19 protein-coding genes are annotated in these 24,122 nt (G+C 64.7%); 14 read left to right on the plus strand and 5 right to left on the minus strand.

Features of this window, described 5'->3' with window-relative positions:
• Window positions 1–30: 30 nt before the first annotated feature.
• The gene (locus tag G3N59_RS06105) at window positions 31–993 is read right to left on the minus strand and encodes a LysR family transcriptional regulator (RefSeq protein ID WP_205981664.1); all 963 of its coding nucleotides are present in this window, start codon (window positions 991–993) and stop codon (window positions 31–33) included.
• Between the two features lie 123 nt (window positions 994–1,116).
• On the opposite strand from G3N59_RS06105, the gene G3N59_RS06110 reads away from it, so the two are divergent.
• The 5 genes from G3N59_RS06110 to G3N59_RS06130 all read left to right on the plus strand — a co-directional run bounded on the left by G3N59_RS06110 (window position 1,117) and on the right by G3N59_RS06130 (window position 6,050).
• A complete protein-coding gene (locus G3N59_RS06110; RefSeq protein WP_205981665.1) occupies window positions 1,117–2,208 on the plus strand; it encodes a YeiH family protein in 1,092 nt (363 codons plus the stop codon).
• A gap of 219 nt (window positions 2,209–2,427) precedes the next feature.
• Window positions 2,428–3,162 carry a glutathione S-transferase gene (locus G3N59_RS06115; protein ID WP_205981666.1) on the plus strand — a complete coding sequence of 245 codons (735 nt, stop codon included), beginning with the start codon at window positions 2,428–2,430 and terminating at the stop codon, window positions 3,160–3,162.
• A 130-nt stretch (window positions 3,163–3,292) separates the two neighbouring features.
• Window positions 3,293–5,038 carry a ClcB-like voltage-gated chloride channel protein gene (locus G3N59_RS06120; RefSeq protein ID WP_205981667.1) on the plus strand — a complete coding sequence of 582 codons (1,746 nt, stop codon included), beginning with the start codon at window positions 3,293–3,295 and terminating at the stop codon, window positions 5,036–5,038.
• 303 nt (window positions 5,039–5,341) lie between these two features.
• The gene (locus tag G3N59_RS06125; protein WP_205981668.1) at window positions 5,342–5,602 is read left to right on the plus strand and encodes a hypothetical protein; all 261 of its coding nucleotides are present in this window, start codon (window positions 5,342–5,344) and stop codon (window positions 5,600–5,602) included.
• Between the two features lie 217 nt (window positions 5,603–5,819).
• Window positions 5,820–6,050, plus strand: a complete 231-nt coding sequence (locus G3N59_RS06130) for a DUF2795 domain-containing protein (protein WP_205981669.1) — start codon at window positions 5,820–5,822, stop codon at window positions 6,048–6,050.
• A gap of 19 nt (window positions 6,051–6,069) precedes the next feature.
• Here the strand turns inward: G3N59_RS06130 and G3N59_RS06135 are convergent, their stop codons facing one another.
• Entirely contained in the window at window positions 6,070–6,702 is a 633-nt protein-coding gene (locus G3N59_RS06135; protein ID WP_205981670.1) for a TetR/AcrR family transcriptional regulator, read from the minus strand.
• Between the two features lie 416 nt (window positions 6,703–7,118).
• Between G3N59_RS06135 and G3N59_RS06140 the strand changes: the two genes are divergently transcribed.
• From G3N59_RS06140 to G3N59_RS06155, 4 genes are all read left to right on the plus strand, one after another.
• Complete coding sequence (locus tag G3N59_RS06140; RefSeq protein ID WP_241023220.1) at window positions 7,119–8,204, plus strand: efflux RND transporter periplasmic adaptor subunit; 1,086 nt, start codon at window positions 7,119–7,121, stop codon at window positions 8,202–8,204.
• Window positions 8,201–11,356: an efflux RND transporter permease subunit gene (locus G3N59_RS06145; RefSeq protein ID WP_205981672.1), complete on the plus strand. Its 3,156-nt coding sequence runs from the start codon at window positions 8,201–8,203 to the stop codon at window positions 11,354–11,356. Before G3N59_RS06140 ends, G3N59_RS06145 begins: the two co-directional genes overlap by 4 nt.
• Window positions 11,353–12,834, plus strand: a complete 1,482-nt coding sequence (locus G3N59_RS06150; protein WP_205981673.1) for an efflux transporter outer membrane subunit — start codon at window positions 11,353–11,355, stop codon at window positions 12,832–12,834. The genes G3N59_RS06145 and G3N59_RS06150 overlap by 4 nt, the downstream gene beginning before the upstream one ends.
• 256 nt (window positions 12,835–13,090) lie before the next feature.
• The gene (locus G3N59_RS06155; RefSeq protein ID WP_205981674.1) at window positions 13,091–13,513 is read left to right on the plus strand and encodes a hypothetical protein; all 423 of its coding nucleotides are present in this window, start codon (window positions 13,091–13,093) and stop codon (window positions 13,511–13,513) included.
• 309 nt (window positions 13,514–13,822) lie between these two features.
• Here G3N59_RS06155 and G3N59_RS06160 read toward each other — a convergent pair whose 3' ends face one another.
• The gene (locus G3N59_RS06160) at window positions 13,823–16,345 is read right to left on the minus strand and encodes a penicillin-binding protein 1A (protein WP_205981675.1); all 2,523 of its coding nucleotides are present in this window, start codon (window positions 16,343–16,345) and stop codon (window positions 13,823–13,825) included.
• 622 nt (window positions 16,346–16,967) lie between these two features.
• On the opposite strand from G3N59_RS06160, the gene G3N59_RS06165 reads away from it, so the two are divergent.
• The 4 genes from G3N59_RS06165 (at window position 16,968) to G3N59_RS06180 (ending at window position 21,511) form a co-directional block, all read left to right on the plus strand.
• Window positions 16,968–17,555, plus strand: coding sequence for a hypothetical protein (locus G3N59_RS06165; RefSeq protein ID WP_205981676.1), 588 nt, complete (start codon window positions 16,968–16,970; stop codon window positions 17,553–17,555).
• A 369-nt stretch (window positions 17,556–17,924) separates the two neighbouring features.
• Window positions 17,925–18,605: a PspA/IM30 family protein gene (locus G3N59_RS06170; protein ID WP_205981677.1), complete on the plus strand. Its 681-nt coding sequence runs from the start codon at window positions 17,925–17,927 to the stop codon at window positions 18,603–18,605.
• Window positions 18,606–18,723: 118 nt separating this feature from the next.
• Window positions 18,724–19,911 (plus strand): tetratricopeptide repeat protein, encoded by a 1,188-nt coding sequence (locus tag G3N59_RS06175; protein WP_205981678.1) that lies wholly within the window; start codon window positions 18,724–18,726, stop codon window positions 19,909–19,911.
• 121 nt (window positions 19,912–20,032) lie between these two features.
• Window positions 20,033–21,511, plus strand: coding sequence for an NAD(P)/FAD-dependent oxidoreductase (locus G3N59_RS06180; RefSeq protein WP_205981679.1), 1,479 nt, complete (start codon window positions 20,033–20,035; stop codon window positions 21,509–21,511).
• A gap of 7 nt (window positions 21,512–21,518) precedes the next feature.
• Here the strand turns inward: G3N59_RS06180 and G3N59_RS06185 are convergent, their stop codons facing one another.
• Window positions 21,519–22,289 (minus strand): class I SAM-dependent methyltransferase, encoded by a 771-nt coding sequence (locus G3N59_RS06185; protein ID WP_205981680.1) that lies wholly within the window; start codon window positions 22,287–22,289, stop codon window positions 21,519–21,521.
• Window positions 22,290–22,328: 39 nt separating this feature from the next.
• Window positions 22,329–22,475, minus strand: a complete 147-nt coding sequence (locus tag G3N59_RS06190; RefSeq protein WP_205981909.1) for a hypothetical protein — start codon at window positions 22,473–22,475, stop codon at window positions 22,329–22,331.
• A 203-nt stretch (window positions 22,476–22,678) separates the two neighbouring features.
• On the opposite strand from G3N59_RS06190, the gene G3N59_RS06195 reads away from it, so the two are divergent.
• On the plus strand, window positions 22,679–24,097 hold the full coding sequence (locus tag G3N59_RS06195; RefSeq protein ID WP_205981681.1) for a methyl-accepting chemotaxis protein: 1,419 nt from the start codon (window positions 22,679–22,681) through the stop codon (window positions 24,095–24,097).
• The last annotated feature ends 25 nt before the right edge of the window (window positions 24,098–24,122 follow it).

Below are 24,122 nucleotides of genomic sequence, written 5' to 3' on the forward strand. Positions count from 1 at the left end.
CAACCCGCGCCATTGTGGAAATCCCCTAAATCAAGGCGGGAACCTTGTGCCGGCCGCGGTGTTGTCTGAACTGGCACCGTTTTGCCCAGGCTCGTCGAGCAGACAGAGTTCGAGAAAGCGCTGCGCCACGCGCGAAGCCGCGCCCGCGTGCGGCACCACGATCGAAAAGCGCCGCGCGAGGGGCTCCGGGCCGATGCGGATCTGCTGGAGCGCGCCGTCTTCGTGGCGCATCGACATGGCCGAAACGAAGCCGATTCCCATGCCCGCCCGCACCGCTTCCTTCACGCCCTCCACGCCCGCGATTTCGAGCGCGACGCGCATCGGCACCGCCGCGCGCGCAAACGCGCGCTCGACCAGCTGGCGCACGCCCGAGCCGTCCTCGCGCAGCACCACGGGCAGATTGGCAAACGCCGACAGATCGCAGCGCTGTGCGCCTGCTGCAAGCGTGGCGTCCACGGCGCCGAGCAGCGCATGCCCGCGCGGCGCAATCGCGACGATTTCGTCCTCGTGCCACGGATGCACGGCGCAATCGGCGGGCAGTTGCGCGCCCACCGGCCCTTCCACCAGCGCGATATCGAGTTGACCGAGCATCGCCACCACATCGGCGGTATTGCCGCTGGCCGTTTCCAGCTTCACGTCCGGATAACGCCGATGAAACGCCGCCACCAGATACGGCAGCCGGTAGCTCGCGGGCGTCGTGCTCGCGCCGATGCGCAGCGTGCCGCGTTCGAGCCCGCGCAGCGCGTCGCGGAACGCCAGCGTATCGCGCCAGTTTTCGCGCAGCCGCGCCGCGTAGGCCGCGAGTTGCTCGCCGGTGGGCGTGAGGCGCACGCCGCGCCCGTCGCGCAGATACAGCGGCTCGCCGAATTCCTCCTGCAACAGCCGCAACTGCCCGGACACGGCGGGCTGCGACAGATGCAAGGCCTGCGCGGCGCGGCTGATGTTCAGATGCTCGGCGACGGCAGCGAAAGTTATCAGTTGTTCCGGGGTCATCGCGGTCAATTATAGGGTTGACTTATAGTTTACTTCGCAAATGACGATTTTTCATATCCTTATATCTAAATTAGGATTAGCGCATTCGAAGCCGTTTGCTTCTTCCACGGAATGCCTACTGCCATGTCCACTACGTCGCCTACGCTTGCGCACCCGTCGCTCTCGACACACGGCCAGATCAACGGCGTGTTGTTCGTCGCGCTGTTTGCCTTCGCCGTTACCCGGCTCGCCGCCCTGCCCGCCATCGCCAATCTGGGCTTGAGCCCGCTGATCGTCGGTATCGTCGCGGGGGCGATCTACGGCAATCTGCTGCCCGACACCATGCCCGAAAGCTGGGCGGCTGGCGTCAACTTCTCCGCGCGCAAGCTGTTGCGCATCGCCGTGGCGTTCTTCGGTCTGCGCGTGAGCCTGCAGGAAATCGCTCAGGTGGGCGTGCCGGGGCTCGTCGAATCGGTGGTGATCGTCGTGAGCACGCTGGTGATCGGCACCTGGGCGGGCATGAAATTCATGAAACTCGACCGCGATACGGCCATTCTCACGGCCGCCGGCAGCGCGATCTGCGGTGCGGCCGCGGTGCTGGCCTTCGAGTCGACGCTGCAATCGAAGCCGCACAAGAGCGCGATGGCGGTGGGCAGCGTGGTGCTGTTCGGCACGCTGTCGATGTTCCTCTACCCGCTGCTGTACCGCGCTGGCTGGCTGCACCTGGATACGGTCGGCGCCGGTCTGTTCTTCGGCGGCACGATTCACGAAGTTGCGCAGGTCGTGGGTGCGGCAAGCAATGTGAGCCCGGAAACCACGCACATCGCCACCATCGTCAAGATGACCCGCGTGATGCTGCTCGTGCCGGTGCTGCTGGTGCTCGGCGTGTGGCTCAATCGCTCGGCGCGTAGTGCGGTCGGGGCAGTCGGAGCAATGAGCGCCGATGATGCGAAGTCCGGCGCCCGCAAGCTGGCGGTGCCCTGGTTCGCGCTCGGTTTCCTCGCGCTGGTGGTGGTGAACTCGCTGCACGTGCTGCCCGAACCGGCCACCTCGACGCTCAATATGCTCGACACCTTCGCACTGACCATGGCCATGACGGCGCTCGGTATCGAAACGCGGGTTTCGCAGATTCGCCAGGCCGGCCCGCGTGCGCTGACCACGGGTTTCATCCTCTACGTGTGGCTGGTGTTCGGCGGCCTCGCGATTACCTGGGGCGTGCAACGGCTGTTCGGCTAATACCAGCGATCTGCAACGACTTGCGGTTAATGACAGGAACGTATTCGAGGGACCACCTGAGAGATCGCGCACCGGCCAACCCGGTCGCTTGCCCCGCCACCGGCGGGGCTTTTTGCGCTTGTGCGGCGCGCTTTGTGCGTCGACAAACCGCCACGCCACGCAGCGCCCAGGCGCGACGGTTGCGGCCCATACTGTCCGATCCGATCAAGGGGACGACCGATGGCATACGAACTGTATTACTGGGACGGTTTGCAGGGACGCGGCGAATTCGTGCGGCTCGCGCTGGAGGAAGCCGGTGCGCCCTATGTGGATGTCGCGCGCGGCTCGAAAGAGGACGGCGAGGGAATCGGCGCGATGATGGCCGAACTGGAGAGCGACGGTCCGTACCCGCCCTACGCCCCGCCCTTTCTCAAGGACGGCGACCTGCTCGTGCCGCACGTCGCCAACATCCTGTTCTATCTCGGTCCGAAGCTCAAGCTCGCGCCGCACGACGAGGGCATGCGCATCGTCGCGAACGGGCTGCAACTGACGATCGCCGATCTCGTGACCGAAGTGCACGACACGCATCATCCGATCGCAAGCGGCCTCTACTACGAAGACCAGAAGGACGAAGCGAAGGCGCGCTCGAAAGACTTCATCCAGCATCGCATGCCCAGATTCATGGGCTATTTCGAGCGCGTGCTCGCGCAGAATCCGCAGGGGCCGCAGCATATGGTTGGCCGTGCGCTCAGTTACGTCGATCTGTCGATGTTCCAGGTCGTCGAAGGGCTGCGCTATGCGTTTCCGAAAGCGACCAGGCATCTCGCCGATCACTATCCGCATATCGTCGCGCTGCACGATGCCGTGGCCGCGCGGCCGAATATCGCCGCGTACGTGCAGTCGGAGCGCCGGTTGCCGTTCAACGACACGGGCATCTTCCGCCACTACCCGGAACTGGACCGGGCCGTGCGCTGAACACCTGTGCGCGGCAACCATCACGCTTGAACGCTGCCGCCGCATCACGCGCGGCCGCTTTTTCTTTGCCTCAAGCGCCGCGCTGCACGTATGCGCGGCTTTTTTCAACCGACCAACCTGCCCGCCTGCCGTGCTGTCATTCCTGCTGAAACTGCGCACCCGCGCCCGCGACCTCTTTCGCCTTTCCGACGCCCACACGATGCTCATCTGGTCGGTCATCGTCGGCGTGGCGGGGGCTTTTGCGACCGTCCTCTTTCGCGAAGGCATCGCCCATCTGCAAATCCTGTTTACCGGTAGCGAAGGCAGTTTCGTCGAGATGGCGCGCCGCCTGCCCTGGCATACGCGCATCTGGCTGCCGGCCACGGGCGGCTTCGTCGCAGGCTGCCTGCTGCTGATGGCCCGACGCAGTTCGCCGGGCACCGGCAGCAAGCCGATCCACACCGACTACGTCGAAGCCGTGGCGATCGGCGATGGCGTGATGCCGGTCGGCAAGAGCATCTGGCGCAGCGCGTCGTCGCTGTTCACGATCGCAAGCGGCGGCTCGATCGGCCGCGAAGGTCCGATGGTGCAACTGGCCGCGCTCGCGGCTTCGCTGATCGGGCGCTGGGTCCACTTCGATCCGCAGCGTCTGCGCCTGCTGGTGGCGTGCGGCGCGGCGGCCGGTATCACCTCGGCCTATAACGCGCCGATTGCCGGCGCGTTCTTCGTCACCGAAATCGTGCTGGGCGCGATCGTCATGGAAAGCTTCGGGCCGATCGTGGTCGCTTCGGTGGTCGCGAACATCACGATGCGCGAATTCGCGGGCTACAAGCCGCCGTACGAGATGCCGGTGTTTCCGCCGGTCACGGGCGTGGAGGTGCTGCTGTTCGTGGCGCTCGGGATTCTGTGCGGCGTGCTGGCGCCGCGCTTTCTTTCGATGATGGACGTGACGAAGGCCGGCTTTAGCCGCCTCAAGCTGCCGTTGCCCGCGAAGCTCGCACTGGGCGGCCTCGTTTGCGGCGTGCTTTCCGTGTGGACGCCCGAAGTCTGGGGCAACGGCTACAGCGTGGTGAACTCGATCCTGCATTCGCCGTGGACCTGGACGGCGCTCGCCACCGTGCTGGTGTTCAAACTGGTTGCGACGGCGGCGACGGTCGGTTCCGGCGCGGTCGGCGGCGTCTTCACGCCAACGCTCTTCATGGGCGCCGTACTCGGCTGTCTGTTCGGCCAGGGCATGCACGCGTTGTGGCCGCATGGCACTTCAGCGCCGTTCGCCTATGCAATCGTCGGCATGGGCGCCTTTCTGGCCGGCGCAACCCAGGCGCCGCTGATGGCGATCCTGATGATCTTCGAGATGACGCTCAGCTACCAGGTCGTGCTGCCGCTGATGCTGTCCTGCGTGGTCGCCTATTTCGTGGCGCGCGCAACCGGCACGAAGTCGATGTACGAAATCACGCTGCACCGCAATCGCGAGGAAGCCGAACGGCTGCGCCTGCGCGCCACGCAGATGCGCGAACTGATCCGTCCCGCCGATACCGTCGTGCGCGCCGAAGCCACCGTGCAGGACATGACGCGCGTGTTCCTCGAATATCCGGTGAAATACCTCTATGTGACCGACGACACCGGCCGGTTCCTGGGCGCGGTCGCCCTCGCCGACATCACCAACGATTTGCTGCAAAAGCGCGATACCTCGAACAAGCACGCCTGCGATTACCTCAAGGCATCGTTCGACGTGTTGACGCCCGACATGCCGCTCGCGGTCGCGCTACAGCACTTCATGTCGTTCCAGGGCGAGCGTCTGCCGGTGATCGAAAGCGCGCAGCAACCCCGTCTGGCGGGCGTGGTTTACAAGACGTCGCTGCTCGACGCCTATCAGCGGATGAACCCCGAGCGATAAGCACGCGATTGACGTGTATTAACGTCTAGATCACTGATTTCATGAGACAAATCAAAAAAGCACGTGCGTGCGAGACGTAAGGCCGCATTTGCTGCCATTATTGGATTTCCGCTCGCGCGCGCACGCTGACAGATACTTTCATTGTTCTGTCGCTGCTTTCCCGCACGCCCTGCGGCGCCGTGTGGCCCGCGAGGTTTCTCCAGCTTCCTGCTCGCGGCTGCCCTGCCTCGTCCGGTCAGCCTGACCGCAACGGCACGGCACTTGCTGCGTCCTTCGGGCCGCATGAGGAAAGGAGGTCGAGCGATGAAAACCTCGACAGTGTTGACTACCGTGCTGCTGTCGGCCTCGTGCTTCGCCGCACCTGTGCGCACGCAGGACGCCCAGATCGACCGGGCCAGCGCGCCCGTGTCCGCCCTGCGCTCGCCCATGGCCGATGTGCCGGTGGCGCCGCCCGCGCCCGACGTGCCTAGCGCCACAGGCGTGCAGCATTGGGAATATCTAAGCCTGCCCAAGTCCCATCGCCTCGATCGCACGCTCAGCCCGATCCTGCATCAGCAGACCTGAGCTTGAGCGTTAGCAAAAAGGCATGGCGGCACCCGCTGCGCACCTGTCGGCGGCGCGGCGCGGGATGTGTGTATGCTGGTTAGCGCGACGCCAGCGGCCGGTCGAGTTCATCGAAAGACCGCTGCTCAAGCTGTTTTTTTGCTTCGACACGAGCTGATTTTTCCGCCGACTCACCCAAGCGTCACGCCCGCGCGCTGCCGCGCCAAGGATTTTGCGCATGTCCGCCTCGTCGATCCCCGAAGAACCCATCGATCTCCAGTTCAGCGACGTGCTGCGCGAAGTGCGCTGGCCCGCGAACAAGGACGATCTCGTCGAAGCCGCGCGCACGGCCGGCGCGAGCAACGAGGTGCTGGCGATTCTCGACGGAATGCCCGAGCAGGATTATCGCGACGTGGCCTCGGTCACGCGCCTGATCGGCAGCAACTACGGTCCTGGCCTCGGTATCTGAGGCGCTTCGCGCGACCGGTTCAGGCGTCGCGGCCGAACACCACACGCGCGAAGAAGCGGCCCAGCACCTCTTCCACCACCGGCAGCGTCACGTGCTGCGGATCGGCCGTGGACAGGAACTGCACGCCGTCGCACAAACCCATCAGGCCGAGCGCCATCAGGTCCGGCGCGATCGGCAGCGGCGTGCCCACGCGCGCGGAAAATTCTTCAATGTAAGCGGCAAGACGCTCGCGCTTTTCCTTCATGAAGGCGTTGAAACGCGTGCGAAAACGCGCGTCGCGGGCCGCGAGCAGTTTGGCTTCCACCCACAGCAGGAACATCTTGTTGTCCTGCGGCAGACGGCTATAGAAGGTCAGCACGCGCGCTTCCATGTCTTCGCGCGGGGCGTTCGCCTCGAAGATCGCGCGCAGATCGACTTCCATCGCCTCATGATCGCGCCGCAGCAGTTCCACCATCAGTTCGGCCTTGCTCTCGAAATTCGAGTAGAAAGCGCCACGCGTGTAGCCCGCTTCGTGCGCGATGTCCTCCACACTCGCGCCGACAAATCCCTTGGTCATGAACAGCGCCTGCGCGGCATCGAGCAGGCGCTCGCGTGTCTGGTCGCGGCTCTGCTCGCGGGTGAGTCGGGTGCGCGGAGTGGCTGGGCGCGTCATGGTGTGGGAAAGCGAGTGAGATTTTTTGGGGACGGTGCCGCCGCGACGATGCCATGGGCATGACCCGGACGGTAGCGCGAGTCTAACACTGAATCTTTCCTCGGATTCATTCGTGTATTCAGATACAGCGTTGTATTAGAATCCTCTTCATCATCTGAGACCGGTGCGCGACGGAGGAGACATCCACGTGCCCCGCGTCTGCGCGCGGGCCTTCTGCATGCAGGCGAACTCAGCGGCGGCGCGACAGGCCCGGCGCGAGCAACAGGCGCGCGGACATGGCGCGCGTGCGTTCTACGCGTATCGAGGTCCATGTGAATCGTCGCAGTCGTGGCGCATCGAGCAGCATGCGCAGGCAGTCCCGAGCCATCGTTGAATCATCGTCGTCGAAGGCCCGTCCACAACAATTAGCGCGCTTCATGGCCACCGCGGCGCTCTGCGCGCTGACCGGCCTTGCCGCTTGCGGCAAGCACGAGGAAGCCGCGCTGCCGCCGCGTCCGGTCGTGTCGATGACCGTGCACGCCGACCAGAGCGCGCCGTCCAGCACGTATCCCGGCGAAGTCCAGGCGCGCAACAGCACGCCGCTATCGTTCCGCGTCAACGGCAAGATCATCGAGCGCAACGTGCGCCTGGGCGATGCGGTCAAGCCCGGTCAGGTGCTCGCGCGGCTCGATCCCGCCGATTACGACAAAAATGCCGCGAGCGCGCAGGCGCAATTCGACGCTGCCCAGCATCGCTTCGTGTTCGCAAAACAGCAGCTCGACCGCGATACCGCGCAGGCGCAGGCCAATCTGATCGCCCGCGCGCAGCTCGAGCAGACCCAGGACTCGTACGCGTCCGCCGTGGCGCAGCGCGACCAGGCGAAGCAGCAACTCGCGCTTTCGCAGGATCAACGCCGTTATACGCAACTCGTCGCCGATCACACCGGCGTCATTACCGCCGAGAACGCCGATACCGGCCAGAACGTGCAGGCCGGTCAGGCGGTCTATCAGCTCGCCTGGACCGGCGAGGTGGACGTGGTCAGCGATCTGCCCGAAAACGCCATCGCGGGTCTGCATACCGGCGATACGGCACAAGTCACGCTGCCCGCGCTGGCGGGCCGCCGCTATACGGCGAAGGTGCGCGAGCTGGGCGCCGCCGCCGATCCGCAAAGCCGCACGTGGCGCATCAAGCTCACGCTCGAACACCCGGACGCCGACGTGCGTCTGGGCATGACCGCGAACATCGCGCTGGCGGCCCGTGCCGACGCAAACAGCGCCTTCACGATCCCCGCCACGGCGCTGTTCCACGACGGCAACGCGCCCGCGCTCTGGATCGTGCAAGGCGCGGATAACGTGCTGCAACTGCGCCGCATCAGCGTGTCGCGCTACGACGCGCGCACCATCACCGTGACGGACGGCCTCAAGGACGGCGACCGTATCGTGCTGCAAGGCGTGCATACGGTCAGCGCGGGCGAGAAAGTGCACCCGATCGCGCCGCTGCATCCCGAGGATTTCGCGTCATGAGCGAAGGCGAAGATCAGGTCGATCGCAGCCCCGGCGCCGATCACGACGAGGGCCGCTTCAATCTTTCCGCATGGGCGTTGCGTCATCGCTCGCTGGTGACCTTCATCATCGCGCTGGCGACGATCTTCGGCGCGCTGTCGTATTCGCGTCTTTCGCAGTCCGAAGATCCGCCCTTCACGTTTCGCGTGATGGTGATCCAGACCTTCTGGCCGGGCGCAAGCGCGCGCCAGGTCGAGGACGAAGTCACCACCCGCATCGGCCGCAAGCTGCAGGAAACGCCGTATATCGACTTTCTGCGCAGCTACTCGCGGCCCGGCGAATCGCTGGTGTTCTTCACGATGAAGGATTCCGCGCCGGTTTCCGAGGTGCGCGAAACCTGGTATCAGGTGCGCAAGAAAGTCGGCGATATCGCGCCGATGCTGCCGCAAGGCGTGCAAGGCCCGTTCTTCAACGACGAATTCGGCGACGTCTACACCAATATCTATTCGCTCGAAGGCGACGGTTTTTCGCCCGCCCAGCTGCACGATTACGCCGATAAACTGCGCGAGGAACTGCTGCGCGTGAAGGACGTGGGCAAGGTCGATTACTTCGGCGATCCGAACCAGCGCGTCTACATCGAAATCGCCAACGCGCAGCTCACGCGGCTGGGCATCTCGCCCACGCAGATCGGTCAGGCGATCGGCGCGCAGAACAGCGTGTCGGCATCGGGCACCTTGACCACCGCCGACGACCGCGTGTTCGTGCGTCCGAGCGGCCAGTTCACCGACCTCAAGGCGCTCGCCGATACGCTCATCAGCGTGAATGGCCGCAGTTTCCGGCTCGGCGATATCGCCACGATCCGGCGCGGCTATGACGAGCCGCTCGCCACGCAGATGCGTTTCCAGGGCAAGGCGGTGCTCGGCATCGGCATCACCATGCAGCCGGGCGGCGATGTGATCCGCCTGGGCAAGGCGCTCGATGCGCGGGTCGACCAGTTGCGCCGCGAACTGCCGGTCGGCCTCAAGCTCGTGGAAGTGTCGAGCATGCCGGACGCCGTTTCGCATTCCGTCGACGACTTCGTCGAAGCCGTGGCCGAAGCGGTCGGCATCGTGCTGGTCGTGAGTCTCGTGTCGCTCGGCGTGCGCACCGGCATGGTGGTGGTCATCACGATTCCGATCGTGCTCGCCATCACCGCGCTCGTGATGTATCTGTGCGGGATCGGCCTGCACAAGGTTTCGCTCGGCACGCTCGTGCTCGCGCTCGGCCTGCTGGTGGACGACGCCATCATTTCCGTCGAGATGATGGCGGTGAAGCTTGCGCAGGGCTGGAACCGCACGCGCGCCGCCGCCTACGCCTACACGAGCACGGCGTTCCCGATGCTCACCGGCACGCTGGTGACGGTCTCCGGCTTCCTGCCGATCGTGCTGGCGAAATCGAGTACCGGCGAATACACGCGCTCGATTTTCCAGGTCTCGGCGATTGCGCTGATCGCCTCGTGGTTCGCGGCGGTCGTGCTGATTCCGCTGCTCGGTTACCGGCTGCTGCCCGAGCGCAAGCACGACGCGACTACCGGCGCGAGCGCGCACCACGAAGACGACATCTACGACACGCGTTTTTATCATCGCCTGCGCGGCTGGGTGGGCTGGTGCATCGAGCGGCATATCGTCGTGCTCGCGCTGACCGTCGTGCTGTTCGTCGTGGCGCTCGCCGGTTTCACGCAGATTCCGCAGCAGTTCTTCCCGAGTTCCGACCGTCCCGAACTGCTGGTCGATGTGCGCCTGCCCGAAGGCGCGTCGTTCGACGCCACGCTGCGGCAGACGAAGCGGCTCGAAGAAGCGCTCAAGGGTCGCCCCGAAATCGACCATTCGATCGACTTCGTCGGCACGGGCGCGCCGCGCTTTTATCTGCCGCTCGACCAGCAGTTGCAGCAACCGAATTTCGCGCAGTTCGTCATCACCGCGAAGTCGGTCGAGGATCGCGAAAAGCTGGCCGACTGGCTCGAAACGAAGTTGCGCAACGACTTCCCGGCGATCCGCACGCGTCTGTCGCGGCTCGAAAACGGGCCGCCGGTGGGCTATCCCGTGCAGTTCCGCGTGAGCGGCGACGACATCGCCACCGTGCGCGGTATCGCCGATCGCGTGGCGAAACTCATGCGCGCCGACACCCGCACCGAGAACGTCAGCTTCGACTGGGACGAACCGGCCGAGCGCTCGCTGCATTTCGCCATCGACCAGCAGAAGGCGCGCGCGCTCAATATCGCTTCGCAGGATGTGGCGAACTTCCTGCAGGTGACCTACTCCGGCTACACGGTCACGCAGTATCGCGAGCGCGACAAGCTCATCAGCGTCGATCTGCGCGCGCCGGCCAGCGAACGCGTCGATCCCGCCCATCTGCTCGCACTCGCCATGCCGACGCCGAACGGCCCGGTGCCGCTGGGCGCCATCGGCCATATGGAAAACACGCTGGAATACGGCGTGATCTGGTCGCGCGACCGGCAGCCCACCATCACCGTGCAGGCCGATGTGCGGCGCGGCGCGCAAGGCATCGACGTCACGCATGCGCTGCAAAAGCAGCTCGAATCGATGCGCGGCACGCTGCCGACCGGCTATCGCATCGAGGTGGGCGGCTCGGTCGAGGAAAGCGCGAAAGGCCAGGCGTCGATCTTCGTGCAATTGCCGGTGCTCGCCATCGCCGTGCTGACGCTGCTGATGATCCAGTTGCAAAGCCTTTCACGCGTGATGATGGTGGTGCTCACCGCGCCGCTCGGCCTGATCGGCGTCGCGATTGCGCTGCTGCTCTTTCACAAGCCATTCGGCTTCGTGGCGATGCTCGGCGTGATCGCCATGTTCGGCATCATCATGCGCAATTCGGTGATTCTGGTGGATCAGATCGAGAGCGATATCCGCGCCGGACACCCGCGCTTCGACGCCATCGTGGGCGCGACCGTGCGGCGTTTCCGGCCGATCATCCTGACCGCCGCGGCCGCGGTGCTCGCACTGATTCCGCTGGTGCGCTCGAACTTCTTCGGGCCGATGGCCACGGCGCTGATGGGCGGCATCACGAGCGCTACCGTGCTCACGCTGTTCTTCCTGCCCGCGCTTTACGCCGCGGCCTTCCGCGTGCGCAGCAGCGAAAGCGACGCGGCACAACCTGACGCGGAGAACGCATCATGAAAGATTCCGCGCTGATGAAAACCTCACGGTTGCGCGTATGTGCGGCGGCTGTCGCCGCGCTGCTGGCCAGCGGCTGCTCGTTCGGGCCGAATGGCACCGCGCCGGTGATCCCCGAGCCCGCGCATTACGGCGCCGCGCCGCAGCCCGATCAAACCGTGGCCGCGCAAGGCGTGGCGCAGCAGTTCGTGGTGGGCGGCCAACCGGTGCCGCAATGGTGGACGCAGTTCGATTCGGCGGCGCTCGATGCGCTGGTCGAGGAAGGCCTCGCGAACAGCCCGAATCTGGCCACCGCGAATCACAGCCTGCAAGCGGCGCGCGAACAGTTGCGCGGCCAGATCGGCAGTTCCCTGCTGCCGACTGTCGATGCGATCGGCACGGCGCAGCGTCAGCGCGCGCCCGGCATTCCGCAACTGGGTATCGACAAGCTCGAATACAACCTGTTCGCCGGGCTGGTCGAAGTGCGCTATTCCTTCGATATTTTCGGCGCGTCGCGGCTGAATAACGCCGCGCTCGCTTCGCGCGTGAATATGCAGGCGTTCCAGTACGAAGCGGCGCGCCGCGCGCTCGCGGCGAATATCGTCGCCAGCGCGCTGGGCGTGGCGACACTGCACGCGCAGATCGACACGACGGAAAAGCTCATCGCCATTGCCAATGCGCAGGCCGACGATCTGCAAAAACGCTACGCGCTGGGCGCGGTTTCGCATACCGATGTGCTCAACGCGCAGCAAAGCGCGGCGGCGCTCGCCACCAATCTGCCGGGGTTGCAGCAGCAGGCGGCGGCGATGCGACACGCGCTGGCCGTGCTGCTCGGACGCACGCCCGACCAGGCGCCCGCCGATCTCGATCTCGCGAGTTTCCATCTGCCGCAACAGGTGCCGGTGGTGGTGCCGTCCGATCTGCTGAAGACGCGTCCCGATATCGAGGCGGCTGGCGCCGCGCTGATCGCCGCTTCCGCCGATGTGGGCGCGGCCACGGCGCAGATGTTCCCGAGCATCACGCTGAGCGCGGGACTCGGCCAGGGCGGCTTTAGCTGGCCGGTCGCGACATCGGGCGTGGGCGCATTGTGGGCGATCGGCGCATCGCTCACGCAGCCGATCTTTCACGGCGGCGCGCTGATGGCGCAGCGGCGCGCGGCGCTGCAGTCGTATGACGCGGCCAACGCGTCGTACAAGCAGACCGTGCTCGCGGCGTTTCAGGACGTCGCCGACCGGCTCGCCGCGCTGGAGCACGATGCGCAGGCGCTCGATTCGGCCAGCACGTCGGCGCAGACCGCGCAAGGCGTCTACGACGACACCCACGCGCGCTACAAGCTGGGCGCGGTGCCTTACTACGCCGTGCGCCAGAGCGAGCAGCAATGGCGCAACGCCAGCCTCGATGCGATCCGCTATCGCGGTGCGCGTCTCTCGGATACAGCCGCGCTGTTCCAGGCGATGGGCAACCCGCCGACAGGCAGCAGCACCAACGCATCGGCGCCCTGACCCGCACGCCGGGTCAACTTCCCCTCTCGAATACGCCCTTTCTCAGGGCGTATTTCACATTTCTCCGACGGGAAGATCTCAAGTAAACATTTAAGACTTTACTGATACACTCGGCTGCAAATCGAGGCTAAGCGAATCTATTAATTCGGATTCCTTTATAAATAATGCCCGGTTCGATGGAGAGAAAACGGCTGGCTTTGGCGCGCGACGAGGACAGCAAACAACCACAACCTCTGCACTTCCGACCTCACCGATCATGGCACTTCACACCAAAGGCGGTCTTTGCGCCGCACTGCTGCTCATGGCCAGCGCCACCGCGCACGCGAGTTTCGACTGCAACGGATCGCACGGCGGTTTTCGCGTCCAGACCGACGATCGCTGGACCGGCACGGACAAGCTCGAGCACTTCGGCGTTTCCGCACCGTTCGGCGCGATCGGCGGCTGGCTGATGCGCGACACCGATCATCCGGTGATCTACGGCACGCTGCTCGGCACCGTGCCCGGTCTGGTGAAGGAGACCATAGACGGTACCTGCCGCACCGATGGTTTCTCGTACAAGGATCTGTTCGCCGACGCCCTGGGCGCGCTCACGGGCGCCTGGCTCACGCACTGGGCGGTCATGTATTCGGGCGGTTCGCACGGCAAAACCATCGGAGTGCGATACGACAATACGTTCTGATGCAGCGCTGCTTCATCCGCTATACGCAGGCACAAGCGCTTGCGGATCAGACAGTTAGCTTCGCTCTCCCAAGGTTACCCACAGGGCTGCCAACAAAAACTGTGGACAACAGAACAACGATTCGCGCTCAGGTTATCAACAGATTTTGTTGATGGGCCTGTGGAAAAGCCCTGGGCAACCTGCCCAAGTGCTTGTTGCAAAAGGAAATCGTCCGTGCAAAACAAAACACGGCACGCCGTTGCCGGGGTGCCGTGTTTTGCTGTGTGTTTACCGCTATCGTCCGGGCTGCCTGGCAACCCGAACGATCGATCAAGGCTTGTTCGTTTCGAACAGATCCATGATCTGCTGCTTCTCGCTGGACGTGACGTTCGGCGGCGTCATGCCGCCCGGACCCATGCTGCCGGTCGCGCCGCTGGCGTCGCTTGCCGCGCCCGCGGGCATGCCCGAATCCATGCCGATCGCCGAAACGAAGCCCGCACCCGGCGTGACATCCGAGTAATAAAGCTCGCCGCCGATCGTCGTGATACCGGCCGGCATCGGCGGTTCTTCCTGCGGGATATTGCGCAGCGCCTGGCTCATGTAGTTCACCCAGATCGGCAACGCAAGCTGCGCACCGAACTCGCGGCTACCGAGGCTCTTCGGCTGGTCGTAACCCATCCACGCCACCGCCACCAGATTGCGCTGATAGCCGGCGAACCAGCCGTCGTGCGCATCGTTGGTCGTACCGGTCTTGCCTTGCAGGTCGTCGCGATGCAGCACGTTGGTGCCCGCGCCCGTCCCCGCCGTCGCCACCGAATGCAGCAGGCTGTTCATGATGTACGCATTGCGCGGCGTGAGCGTCTGCGGCGCGTTCTGGCCCGCGACGAGCGGCTGCGCGCGCGACACCGGTTGACCGTGCGCATCGTCGACTTCGGCGATCAGATACGGATTGATGCGATAGCCGCCGTTAGCGAACACGCTATACGCGCCCGCCGACTGCAGCGGCGTCACCAGACCCGCGCCCAGCGCCATCGGCAGATACGGCGGCGTCTTGTCCGCGTCGAAGCCGAAACGTTGCGTCACATAGTCCTGCGCGTACTTCGTGCCGATGTACGACAGAATGCGGATCGACACGAGGTTCTTCGACTTCTGCAGCGCGAGGCGCATCGGCATCGGACCATCCGGCTGGTCGTCGTCCTTCGGCTCCCACGCGTCGCCGCCCGGCGAGCTGGGCGGGAAGTACAGCGGCGCATCGTTGATGATGGTCGCCGGTCCCAGACCCTTTTCGAGCGATGCCGAATAGATGAACGGCTTGAAGCTCGAACCCGGCTGACGCCATGCCTGCGTCACGTGGTTGAACTTGTTCTTGTTGAAGTCGAAGCCGCCGATCAACGCGCGGATCGCGCCGTCCTGCGGCCTGAGCGACACCAGCGCGCCTTCCACCTGCGGCAACTGCGTGATCTGCCAGTTGTTCTTTTCATCCGCGATCAGGCGCACGATCGAGCCCGCGCGGATCTTCATCGCCGCCGAAGCGCGCGTCGACAGACCCGTGGCCGCAAAGCGCAGACCTTCGCCCGTAATGTTGACCGAGGTGCCGTCGAGCAGTTGCGCGGTCACCGACTTCGGACCGGCTTCGGTCACGACTGCCGAGACGATGTCGCCGTTGTCCGGGTGATCGGTGAGCGCGTCGTCGATCGCCTGATCGCGGTCGTCGCCGGCTGCGGGCAGTTGCACGAAGCCTTCCGGGCCGCGATAGCCGTGACGGCGCTCGTAATCCATCACGCCCTTGCGCACGGCGGCGTAAGCGGCGTTCTGATCGGCCGAATCGATGGTCGTGGTGACCGTCAGACCGCGCGTGTAGGTTTCGTCCTTGTACTGCGCGTACATCATCTGACGCACCATTTCCGCGATGTACTCGGCGTGCACGCTGTACTCGGTGCCGGTGGTGCGCGTGTGCAGCGGCTCCTTCACGGCTTCGTCGTACTGCGCCTGGGTGACGTAGCCCAGATCGAGCATGCGCTTTAGGATGTACTGCTGGCGAATCTTCGCGCGCTTCGGATTGACGATCGGGTTATACGCCGACGGCGCCTTCGGCAGACCGGCGAGCATGGCCGCTTCGGCCAGCGTGATGTCCTTCAGATCCTTGCCGAAGTACACGCGCGCCGCCGCCGAGAAACCGTAGGCGCGCTGACCCAGATAAATCTGGTTCATGTACAGCTCGAGGATCTGGTCCTTCGTGAGCGCGCGCTCGATCTTGTAGGCGAGCATCATTTCGTAGATCTTGCGCGTGTAGGTCTTCTCGCTCGAAAGGAAGAAGTTACGCGCGACCTGCATCGTGATCGTGCTCGCACCCTGCGACGCGCCGCCGTGCATCAGGTCGGCCACGCCCGCGCGCAGAATGCCCACGAAGTCGACGCCGCCGTGTTCGTAGAAGCGGTAGTCCTCGATCGCGAGAACGGCCTTCTTCTGCACGTCCGGAATGTCCTGGAAGCGCACCAGCTGACGACGCTCATCGCCGAACTCGCCGATCATCACGTGATCGGCGGTATAGATGCGCAGCGGCACCTTCGGCTGATAGTTGGTGAGCGCGTCGAGCGAGGGCAACTGCGGCCCCATGACGACGAGCGCATAGCCGACGATCAGCGCGCCCACGACGCACAGCGTCGCGATCAGGCCCGCGAACCACAGTGCGAGCGATGCACCGAAGGAACGCTTGCGTGGGCGATCGCCGCGCGAGCCGCCACGCGAGTCCGCGCGAGGCTCTTCGTTGCGCTGCTGGCGTGCGTTGTTGAAGGAAGGTTCCCGATCGTCGTTCGGGTATTGCGGTGAAGGCGGTCGTTTGATGATAGGCATGACTGGGATGATTGGCGCATCTGGTACTGCGCCCCGGCTGCGCTCGATGAAGACATAGAGCGCGCATTGATCTGATCATGGCGTCATGGCGCCAATGCGGCGTGTACGGCATCGCACCCCGAGTGCGGTGCCGTGGCGTGACCGGCAACGCCCCCGTCCGGTCACGCGGCGCGCGGGTAAGGCGCGCCGTCGCGTGGTTACGCTTTCAGTAACCTTTCGCGCAAAGCCGCTAAAAAAAGCGTCCACGCGAAATGTAACAGCGCATTCTAAATAAATCGCGCGGCGACGGTCGCGCTTTTTTTGTAAGAGTTTCCTGGACTCGCAGTGGTGCCGTGCCTTGTTTTGCCTTCGTGACGGCACCTTGCGCCATCTGCACGGTTCTGCGGAGAAAATATCGAATCGACACATGACTCGATACGGTAATACGCGGTCATTCACCCTATGCGCGATACATTGTTGCGTGACATGGCAAGGCCGCACGCGCATCTTTGCGTTGCGCCACGCGCGTCTCGTCTTATGATGGAGTGATTGCCTACGCCCTGCTCGCCTCGCCTGCCGTGCGCACTGCCGGCGAGGTTCACTTCGCAGCCGATTTCAGCGCTGATTTTCCGGCCAGCCGATCATGAACAAGCCTAGCGAACGCATCGTCGTCTTCGTCACGCCCGCCCAGAAGCGCGCGATTTCCGCCACGGCCGACGAACTCGGTATCAGCGTCAGCGAGCTGATGCGGCGCGCTGTCATCGCTTTCAGCGCGACCAGCGATCAGGTGAAGGCCGCGAGCATCGTCGATCGGCTCAACGCGCCGCGCGAACCCGATGCGCTCGCCCAGGTGCTGCGTAAAGCGGCGAAACCGCTGCGTGCGGGACGCGGCGCCGCCGTGCGCCCCGCTGCGCAACCGCAGGAAAGCAGCGCGCCGGCCGCGCACGACGCGAACCCCGAAACCGTGCCTGAAAACGATTCAGTCCCCGATCTCGCACCGAATCACGCCGAGCACACGCTGGCGCAAACCGTCGCGCGTCTGGCCGCCGAAGCGCACGCTGCGCAGGCGCAAGCCGACGCTGAAAACGCGCTCGCCGCCAAGGCGCATCTGCACGATAGCGCCCCGCTGCCGCCGCTGAGCGACGCGCCCTTCACGCGCACGCAGCGCATCCTCGACGACGAAGATGCACAGGACAGCGACTCCGCGCCGGAAAGCGGAAAGTTTGCGTGACATGCTGCATCGGCCACATCGGCGCGTTGCGGCCTGCGCGGGCCTTTAAGTCCCTTTTAAGAGACCTCGTGGTGTAATATCCGCGAGCATTGCGGGCCGGCCAGACGATCGAAACGCTGACGTAAGGTTGGGTCCGCAGGCGCCACGCAAGGTGCAACAGATACCGCCGCTCATCGCGTGACATTTTCGATCACGCGCCGCGCGCATCTCTTGCAATTGGCCGAAGCGCCCCGATTTTCGCGCTGCATGCGCAGCCAGCGCAAAGCGGCGTAAGCTGAATGCGAGGAACGCACTCAGTCACGTCACAGCGCGGCATGCACGCAGGCATTGCGGCCCACAGGGCCGATCTCAATACACCGGAGGAATTCCATGTCGCTTTTCGACTCCATCTCTCGCACGGTCAAGGGTCTCCTGAACGACGCGGCCGATTCCGTGCAAGACCCGTCGCGCGACGCGCGCCAGATCGTGCGCGAACTCGACGACAGCATCGCCAAGGCCGAGAACTCGCTCGTCGAGATTCAGGCACAGGTCGCGATGCAGCAAAGCAAGCGCGACGTGGCCGCCGACAAGGCGAAGAAGTACGAAGACGGCGCGAAGCGCGCCCTGCAATCGGGCGACGAAGCGCTCGCCCGCGAAGCGCTCGGCGCGCAGTCGACGGCCGAAGCCGAACGCGATGCGCTGGCCGGCGAACTCGCCAAGCTCGAACCATCGGTCGACCAGCTCAAGCAGCAGATCGACGACATGCGTTCGCGTCGTAACGACCTGAACGCGCGCTCGAACATCCTGCAGGCGAAGCAGCAGATCGCTCAGGCCAAGGACGTCGCGGCTACGGCGCTCGGCGGTATCGGCGGCAAGAATCTTGCGCAGGACTTCCAGAAGCTCGAAGACAAGGTGAACCTGTCGAACGCGCGCTCGGACGCTCGCCTGAATTCGGCGGACGCCTCCAGCGGCAAGGCACTCGACGACAAGCTCGCCGCGCTCAACAAGGGCCCGTCGGTGGACGACCGCCTCGAAGCCCTGAAAAAGCAGCTCAATACGCCGGCGCAGTAACGCGCCGCGCGTGACGGATGCGGCGCGGCCAGACGGTTGTGATCGATTGTCTGAACGCTGTGCCGCATCCACGTAACGTATGTCACGGAGACGGGCAACAAACCGCCCGGCCTGCAACATGAAAAAGTTTCTCCTCGCTGTTTTCGCCTCGCTCGCCCTCGTGAGCGGCGCGGCGTTTGCCGTGCCCAGCGTGCAGCAGATCGAATCCGCGATGTCGCAAGGCGACTGGCAACGCGCGGACGCCGGCCTCGCCGAGGTTCTGCAGGCGCACCCCGACAACGCCCGCGCGCACTATCTGTACGCGCAGGTGCTCAACCGCGAAGGCCGATACGCCGATGCGCTCACGCAGGTCCAGCAGGCAAAGTCGCTGGACCCGCAGATCCGCTTTACGCAGCCGCAGCGTTTCGCGCAGGTCGAGGCGAAGATTCGCTCCGATGCCACGCGCGCAGGCGCCACCACCACCAGCCGCACGAGCAATCCGTTCGCGCAGCAGTCGCAATCCGTCGCGCCTGCCGCCGCCATGGCGACCGCCGCTGCGCCGCAACGGCACGGTCCCGGCATGGGCATGTGGATCGGCATTGTGATCGTTGTGATCGGCATTGCGCTGGTGCTGCGCTGGACGCTGCGCCGCGCGAAGTCGAATGACGACGCCAAGGCCGGCGACGACCGTCGCGATCAGCTCAAGCGCGCCACCGAACTGCTCAACGCCGTGCGTTCGCTCAAGCTCGACGTGAAACTCTCGACGGCTGCCGGTCACGAAGCGCTCGAAAAAGACGTCGAAGCCTTCGAGGCGCAGTTGCGCAGCGTGGTCGAAAAGCTGTCGGGTAGCACGAGCCCGGTCGCGCCGTATGAGATCGAAGATCTGGAGCGCCAGTTCGCGAGCCTCAAGGCCCGCGCCGAAGGTCGTCCCGATCCGAACGCCCAGGCCGCCGCGCCCGCCGCGGCTTACGGTTCCGATTCCTCCTATGCGCGTGAAGCCGATGCCGCATTCGGGCGTCAGCCGCAGTATCCGCCTCAATATCCGCCGCAACAGCAACCGCCCCAGGTCATCGTCCAGCAAGGCGGTGGCGGCATGGGTGGCATGGGCGGTCTGTTGACCGGCGTGCTGCTGGGCGAAGCGCTCAATTCGGGCCGTGACCGCGTGATCGAGCGCGATGTGATCGTCGATCGCGATGACGACCGTCGCCGTGGCAACAACGATGGCGGCGTCGATTTCGGCCAGGGTTCCAACGACTGGGACGATGGTTCCGGTGGCGGCGGTGTCGACATGGGCAGCAACGACTCCTCGGACGACTGGAACTCCTGAACGTAGTCGCCAGTGTCGAACTGGCCACGCCCGCAGCTTTCCTCGCCGGCTTCGCCACACGGGCTCCTTCACGGAGCCCGTTTTGCTTGAATCGGCGCATCACACTTCGAATCGGACCAATATGGCCACACACGCGGGCACGCCGCGCATCGCGATCGTCGGGAGCGGGTTTTCCGGCCTTGGCATGGCGATCCAGCTTCGGCGCATGGGGATCGAATCGTTCACGATTTACGAAGCCGCGGACAGTCTCGGCGGCACGTGGCGCGATAACGCCTATCCCGGCGCCGCCTGCGATGTTCCTTCGCACCTCTATTCATTTTCTTTCGAGCCCAATCCGGACTGGACGCGCACCTTCGCGCCGCAGCGCGAAATTCTCGCTTATCTGGAACGTTGCGCGCGCAAGTATGACGTCGAGCGTTTTATCGTCTGGCGTTCGCGTGTGAGCGCGGCGCGTTTCGATGAAACGCGCCGCGTATGGAGCCTCGAAATCGAGCGCGACGGTGCGATTGAAACCGTCGAGGCCGATCTGCTGATCGCCGCGAACGGCCCGCTCTCGCGCCCCGCCCTGCCGGCGATTGCCGGGTTGGAGCGTTTCGAAGGCAAGGTGTTTCATTCGGCGCGCTGGGATCACGATTACGCGCTCGAAGGCAAGCGCGTGGCGGTGATCGGCACGGGTGCGAGCGCGATCCAGTTCGTGCCGCGCATCCAGCCGCAAGTCGCGCAACTCACGGTGTTTCAGCGCACTGCGCCCTGGATCATGCCGCGTCGCGACCGGGCGATCGATGCGCGACGACGCTGGATTTATCGGCATATTCCGTTTGCGCAGCGTCTCGCACGCGCGGCGATTTATTGCCAGCTCGAATCGCGCGCGCTAGGTTTTGTGGTCGATCAGCGCCTGCTCAAAGCGCCGATGAAATTCGCGCGCAACTATCTCGCGCACAAGGTCAAAGACCCCGTGTTGCGCGCGAAGCTTGCGCCCGACTACGCGCTCGGTTGCAAGCGCGTGTTGTTGTCGAGCGATTACCTGCCCGCGCTGACGCAATCGAATGTCGCGGTATTGACCGAGCCGATTCGCGAAATCGTCGCCGATGGCATCGTTACAAGTGATGGCGTGCATCACGCGTTCGATGCGATCGTCTGCGGCACGGGTTTCCAGGTGAACGATGTGGATGCGCCTTTCCACGTGAGCGGACTGAATGGCGCCGATCTTGGCGAAGCGTGGCGCCGTGACGGCCCCGAAGCGTATCTGGGCGCGAGCGTGGCGGGCTTTCCGAATCTGTTCTTCGTGATCGGGCCGAATACGGGGCTCGGCCACAATTCGATGATCTACATGATCGAGTCGCAGATCCGCTATATCGCCGCGTGTATCCGCGTGCTCAAGCGTCGTGGCGCGCGCACGATGAGCGTGCGGCCGGACGTGCAGCGCGCCTTTAACGACGCGCTGCAGTCGCAGTTGAAACGCACGGTCTGGACCTCGGGCTGCCATAGCTGGTACCAGACGCGCAGTGGCAAAGTCACCTCGCTATGGCCGGGTTTCACGTTCACGTTTCGCCGCAAGACGCGGCGCGTGCGAGCGAGCGATTACGAGTTCGTGCGCTGATGCCCGCTCACGCGCGCAGCGGTTTGCCCGCGAAGACACGCGTTTCATAAGCGAAGTTCACGAGCCCGTCCTGCTGCGTGGTGTCGAATAGTTCGCGCAGCGCGGCGAGCATCGGTTCGTAGCGCTCGTCGCCCGGTTTGGGTGCGTAGGAAGACGAAGCCAGCCGCCCGCGCAAGCCGTCGAAATCGAGCAACTGGGCGTTCGGGAACACGGTTTTCTGCTCGAAGCCGTCGTTGAACCAGTCGGCCATGGCGTCATCGCTGGGATAGGTTTCGGCGACGCGCGCGTAATCGGTGGAAAAACGCTGCAGCAGCGCTTCGTAGCCTTCAAGAAACGCCGATCCCTTCAGCTTGCGGCTATTCCAGAACAGTACGATCTTGCCGCGCGGTTTGAGAATGCGCGCGAATTCGCGGCGCGCGGCGGCTTTGTCGAACCAATGGAAGGCTTGCGCGGCCGCCACGAGGGCCACGCTGGCATCGGCGAGCGTCGTGGCTTCGGCCGTGCCCGCCACGCTGCGATAAACCGGGTAAGCCGCGAGCAGCCGATCCGCAGCCTCGCGCATCGCTGCGTTCGGTTCCACGGCAACCACCGGATGCCCGGCATCGAGAAAAAGCTTCGAGGAAATGCCCGTGCCCGCGCCGATATCCGCCACCGTCGCGGCGGGCGCCACGCCGCACTCGACATGCACGAAAGTCGCGACTTCGCGCGGATAAGTCGGCCGGTACTTCACGTAGTCTGCGACCCGGTCGGTGAAACGCCGGGTGGAATCGTCGATCATCGTGTGTCCTCGTGTTGTCGCCCCGTTTTCCGCCGGCTGTCACACCCCGCCCAGCATCCTGAGCAGGTCCCACAAAAACCGGCAGACCATCACGATCAGCTCCCAGAGCTGCATCAGTTGTTGCCAGAGCGTCGATATCGTCGTCATCGACGAGATCGCGCCCCCATTCAAAATCGTTTCAATCATCGTGTTTCCGCTGCGGGCGGCGGCTTGCTCGACCTTGCGCGCCTGACCCGTGTTTCCCCGATCATAGCGTGTCGCTACCTGGCGACGCTAAAGTGACCCGGCCGCGGCGCCGTAAACAAGTTGAAATCCTGGCGTTCGCGCGCGCGCAGCAAGGCGGCTCGGCGACCGGGAGCAAGTCGCGAATGGCATGGAGGAGACACCCAATGACAGTTTTGCGCATCAACTGGCGCGGCCGCCGCCGCGCCGGCAATCGGGCTGCGGTCGTCGGCGATATCGCGGCGCATGCGGGCCGGCTCGGTATCGAAATCTGCGATGTGTCCGGCAATGTCGATGCGGTCGCCGCGCGGGTGCAGCATCAGGCCGGCGTGTGCCAGTCGCTGCGCGAATCGGCCGCGCATACGCTGGCCGGGAATCACCAGATCGCCGTCGCAGCGCGCGCCATGCGCGAAGTCAGCGCGGGCACGGCGGCTACCGTGCAGGCGTCGCAGCAGACCATCGACGCTTCGCTCGACGATATTCACGGCCTCGTGGAAGGCGTGACCGTTATCGAGAGCCAGATCGGCGCGCTCAAAAGCGCACTGGAGCATGTCTCGAAGGTTTCCGAAGAAATTTCGCTGATTGCGCGTCAGACCCAGTTGCTTGCGCTGAACGCCGCCATCGAAGCCGCGCGCGCAGGCGAAATGGGCAAGAGCTTCGCCGTGGTGGCGTCCGAGGTGAAGAATCTCTCGGCCAAGACCGCGCAGGCGACCGGCCAGATCGAGCGCACGCTCGCGCAACTCAACCAGCAGACCGAACGCCTGATCGTGGAAGGCGCCGCCAATACCGAACGCGCGCATCGCGTGCGCGAAGGCACGCGCACCATCGGCGAGGCCGTGCACAGTACCGGCGATGCCATCAAGCAGCTCGATACGCACGCGGGCGAGATCGCCCAGTTGAGCGCTGAAATTGAAACTCAGTGCGATGGTCTGGAGGCGCAAGTCAGCGACATGGCCAACGGCGTCGAGGATTCGAGCCGCAATTTCGCGCAGGCCAAGGATCAGCTTGGCAAGCTGCTGACGGTTTCGGAAACCTTGATCGAGCTATCCGCCGCGACCGGCGTGGAGACCGAGGACACGCGCTTTATCGAAGCCGTGCAAGGCGCGGCGAAACAGGTCGGCAAGCTGTTCGAAGCGGCCATCGCGCGCGGCGAGATCGCGCAAGCCGACCTGTTCGACCAGCAGTACGCGCCGGTGCCCAACAGCAACCCGCAGCAGCACACGACACGCTTCACCGTTTTCACCGACCGCGTGCTGCCCGCGATTCTCGAACCGCTGCTGGCGCTCGACGCGCGCGTGGCGTTTTGCGCGGCGATCGATCCGCGCGGCTATATTCCGACGCACAACCGCAAGTTCTCGCATCCGCAAGGCGCCGATCCGGTCTGGAACGCCGCGAACTGCCGCAATCGGCGCATCTTTGGCGATCGCACCGGCGTGGCGGCGGGCTCGCATACGCAGTCGTTCCTGCTGCAAACCTACCGGCGCGATATGGGCGGCGGCCAGTTCGCGATGATGAAGGACGCGTCCGCGCCGATCTTCGTCAATGGGCGGCATTGGGGCGGTTTCCGCATGGGTTATCGGCTCTGAAAGGAAAACGGCGCGTGGACCGAAG

This window comes from Paraburkholderia sp. Ac-20340 (assembly GCF_017104965.1).
Taxonomy (GTDB): domain Bacteria; phylum Pseudomonadota; class Gammaproteobacteria; order Burkholderiales; family Burkholderiaceae; genus Paraburkholderia.

Coding starts and splice junctions, on each gene's coding strand:
- G3N59_RS06110 (WP_205981665.1), top strand. CDS start 1,117: ATGTCCACTACGTCGCCTACGCTTGCGCACCCGTCGCTCTCGACACAC.
- G3N59_RS06160 (WP_205981675.1), bottom strand. CDS start 16,345: ATGCCTATCATCAAACGACCGCCTTCACCGCAATACCCGAACGACGAT.
- G3N59_RS06130 (WP_205981669.1), top strand. CDS start 5,820: ATGTCCGCCTCGTCGATCCCCGAAGAACCCATCGATCTCCAGTTCAGC.
- G3N59_RS06140 (WP_241023220.1), top strand. CDS start 7,119: ATGGCCACCGCGGCGCTCTGCGCGCTGACCGGCCTTGCCGCTTGCGGC.
- G3N59_RS06115 (WP_205981666.1), top strand. CDS start 2,428: ATGGCATACGAACTGTATTACTGGGACGGTTTGCAGGGACGCGGCGAA.
- G3N59_RS06155 (WP_205981674.1), top strand. CDS start 13,091: ATGGCACTTCACACCAAAGGCGGTCTTTGCGCCGCACTGCTGCTCATG.
- G3N59_RS06125 (WP_205981668.1), top strand. CDS start 5,342: ATGAAAACCTCGACAGTGTTGACTACCGTGCTGCTGTCGGCCTCGTGC.
- G3N59_RS06165 (WP_205981676.1), top strand. CDS start 16,968: ATGAACAAGCCTAGCGAACGCATCGTCGTCTTCGTCACGCCCGCCCAG.
- G3N59_RS06175 (WP_205981678.1), top strand. CDS start 18,724: ATGAAAAAGTTTCTCCTCGCTGTTTTCGCCTCGCTCGCCCTCGTGAGC.
- G3N59_RS06170 (WP_205981677.1), top strand. CDS start 17,925: ATGTCGCTTTTCGACTCCATCTCTCGCACGGTCAAGGGTCTCCTGAAC.
- G3N59_RS06105 (WP_205981664.1), bottom strand. CDS start 993: ATGACCCCGGAACAACTGATAACTTTCGCTGCCGTCGCCGAGCATCTG.
- G3N59_RS06185 (WP_205981680.1), bottom strand. CDS start 22,289: ATGATCGACGATTCCACCCGGCGTTTCACCGACCGGGTCGCAGACTAC.
- G3N59_RS06190 (WP_205981909.1), bottom strand. CDS start 22,475: ATGATTGAAACGATTTTGAATGGGGGCGCGATCTCGTCGATGACGACG.
- G3N59_RS06135 (WP_205981670.1), bottom strand. CDS start 6,702: ATGACGCGCCCAGCCACTCCGCGCACCCGACTCACCCGCGAGCAGAGC.
- G3N59_RS06180 (WP_205981679.1), top strand. CDS start 20,033: ATGGCCACACACGCGGGCACGCCGCGCATCGCGATCGTCGGGAGCGGG.
- G3N59_RS06145 (WP_205981672.1), top strand. CDS start 8,201: ATGAGCGAAGGCGAAGATCAGGTCGATCGCAGCCCCGGCGCCGATCAC.
- G3N59_RS06150 (WP_205981673.1), top strand. CDS start 11,353: ATGAAAGATTCCGCGCTGATGAAAACCTCACGGTTGCGCGTATGTGCG.
- G3N59_RS06195 (WP_205981681.1), top strand. CDS start 22,679: ATGACAGTTTTGCGCATCAACTGGCGCGGCCGCCGCCGCGCCGGCAAT.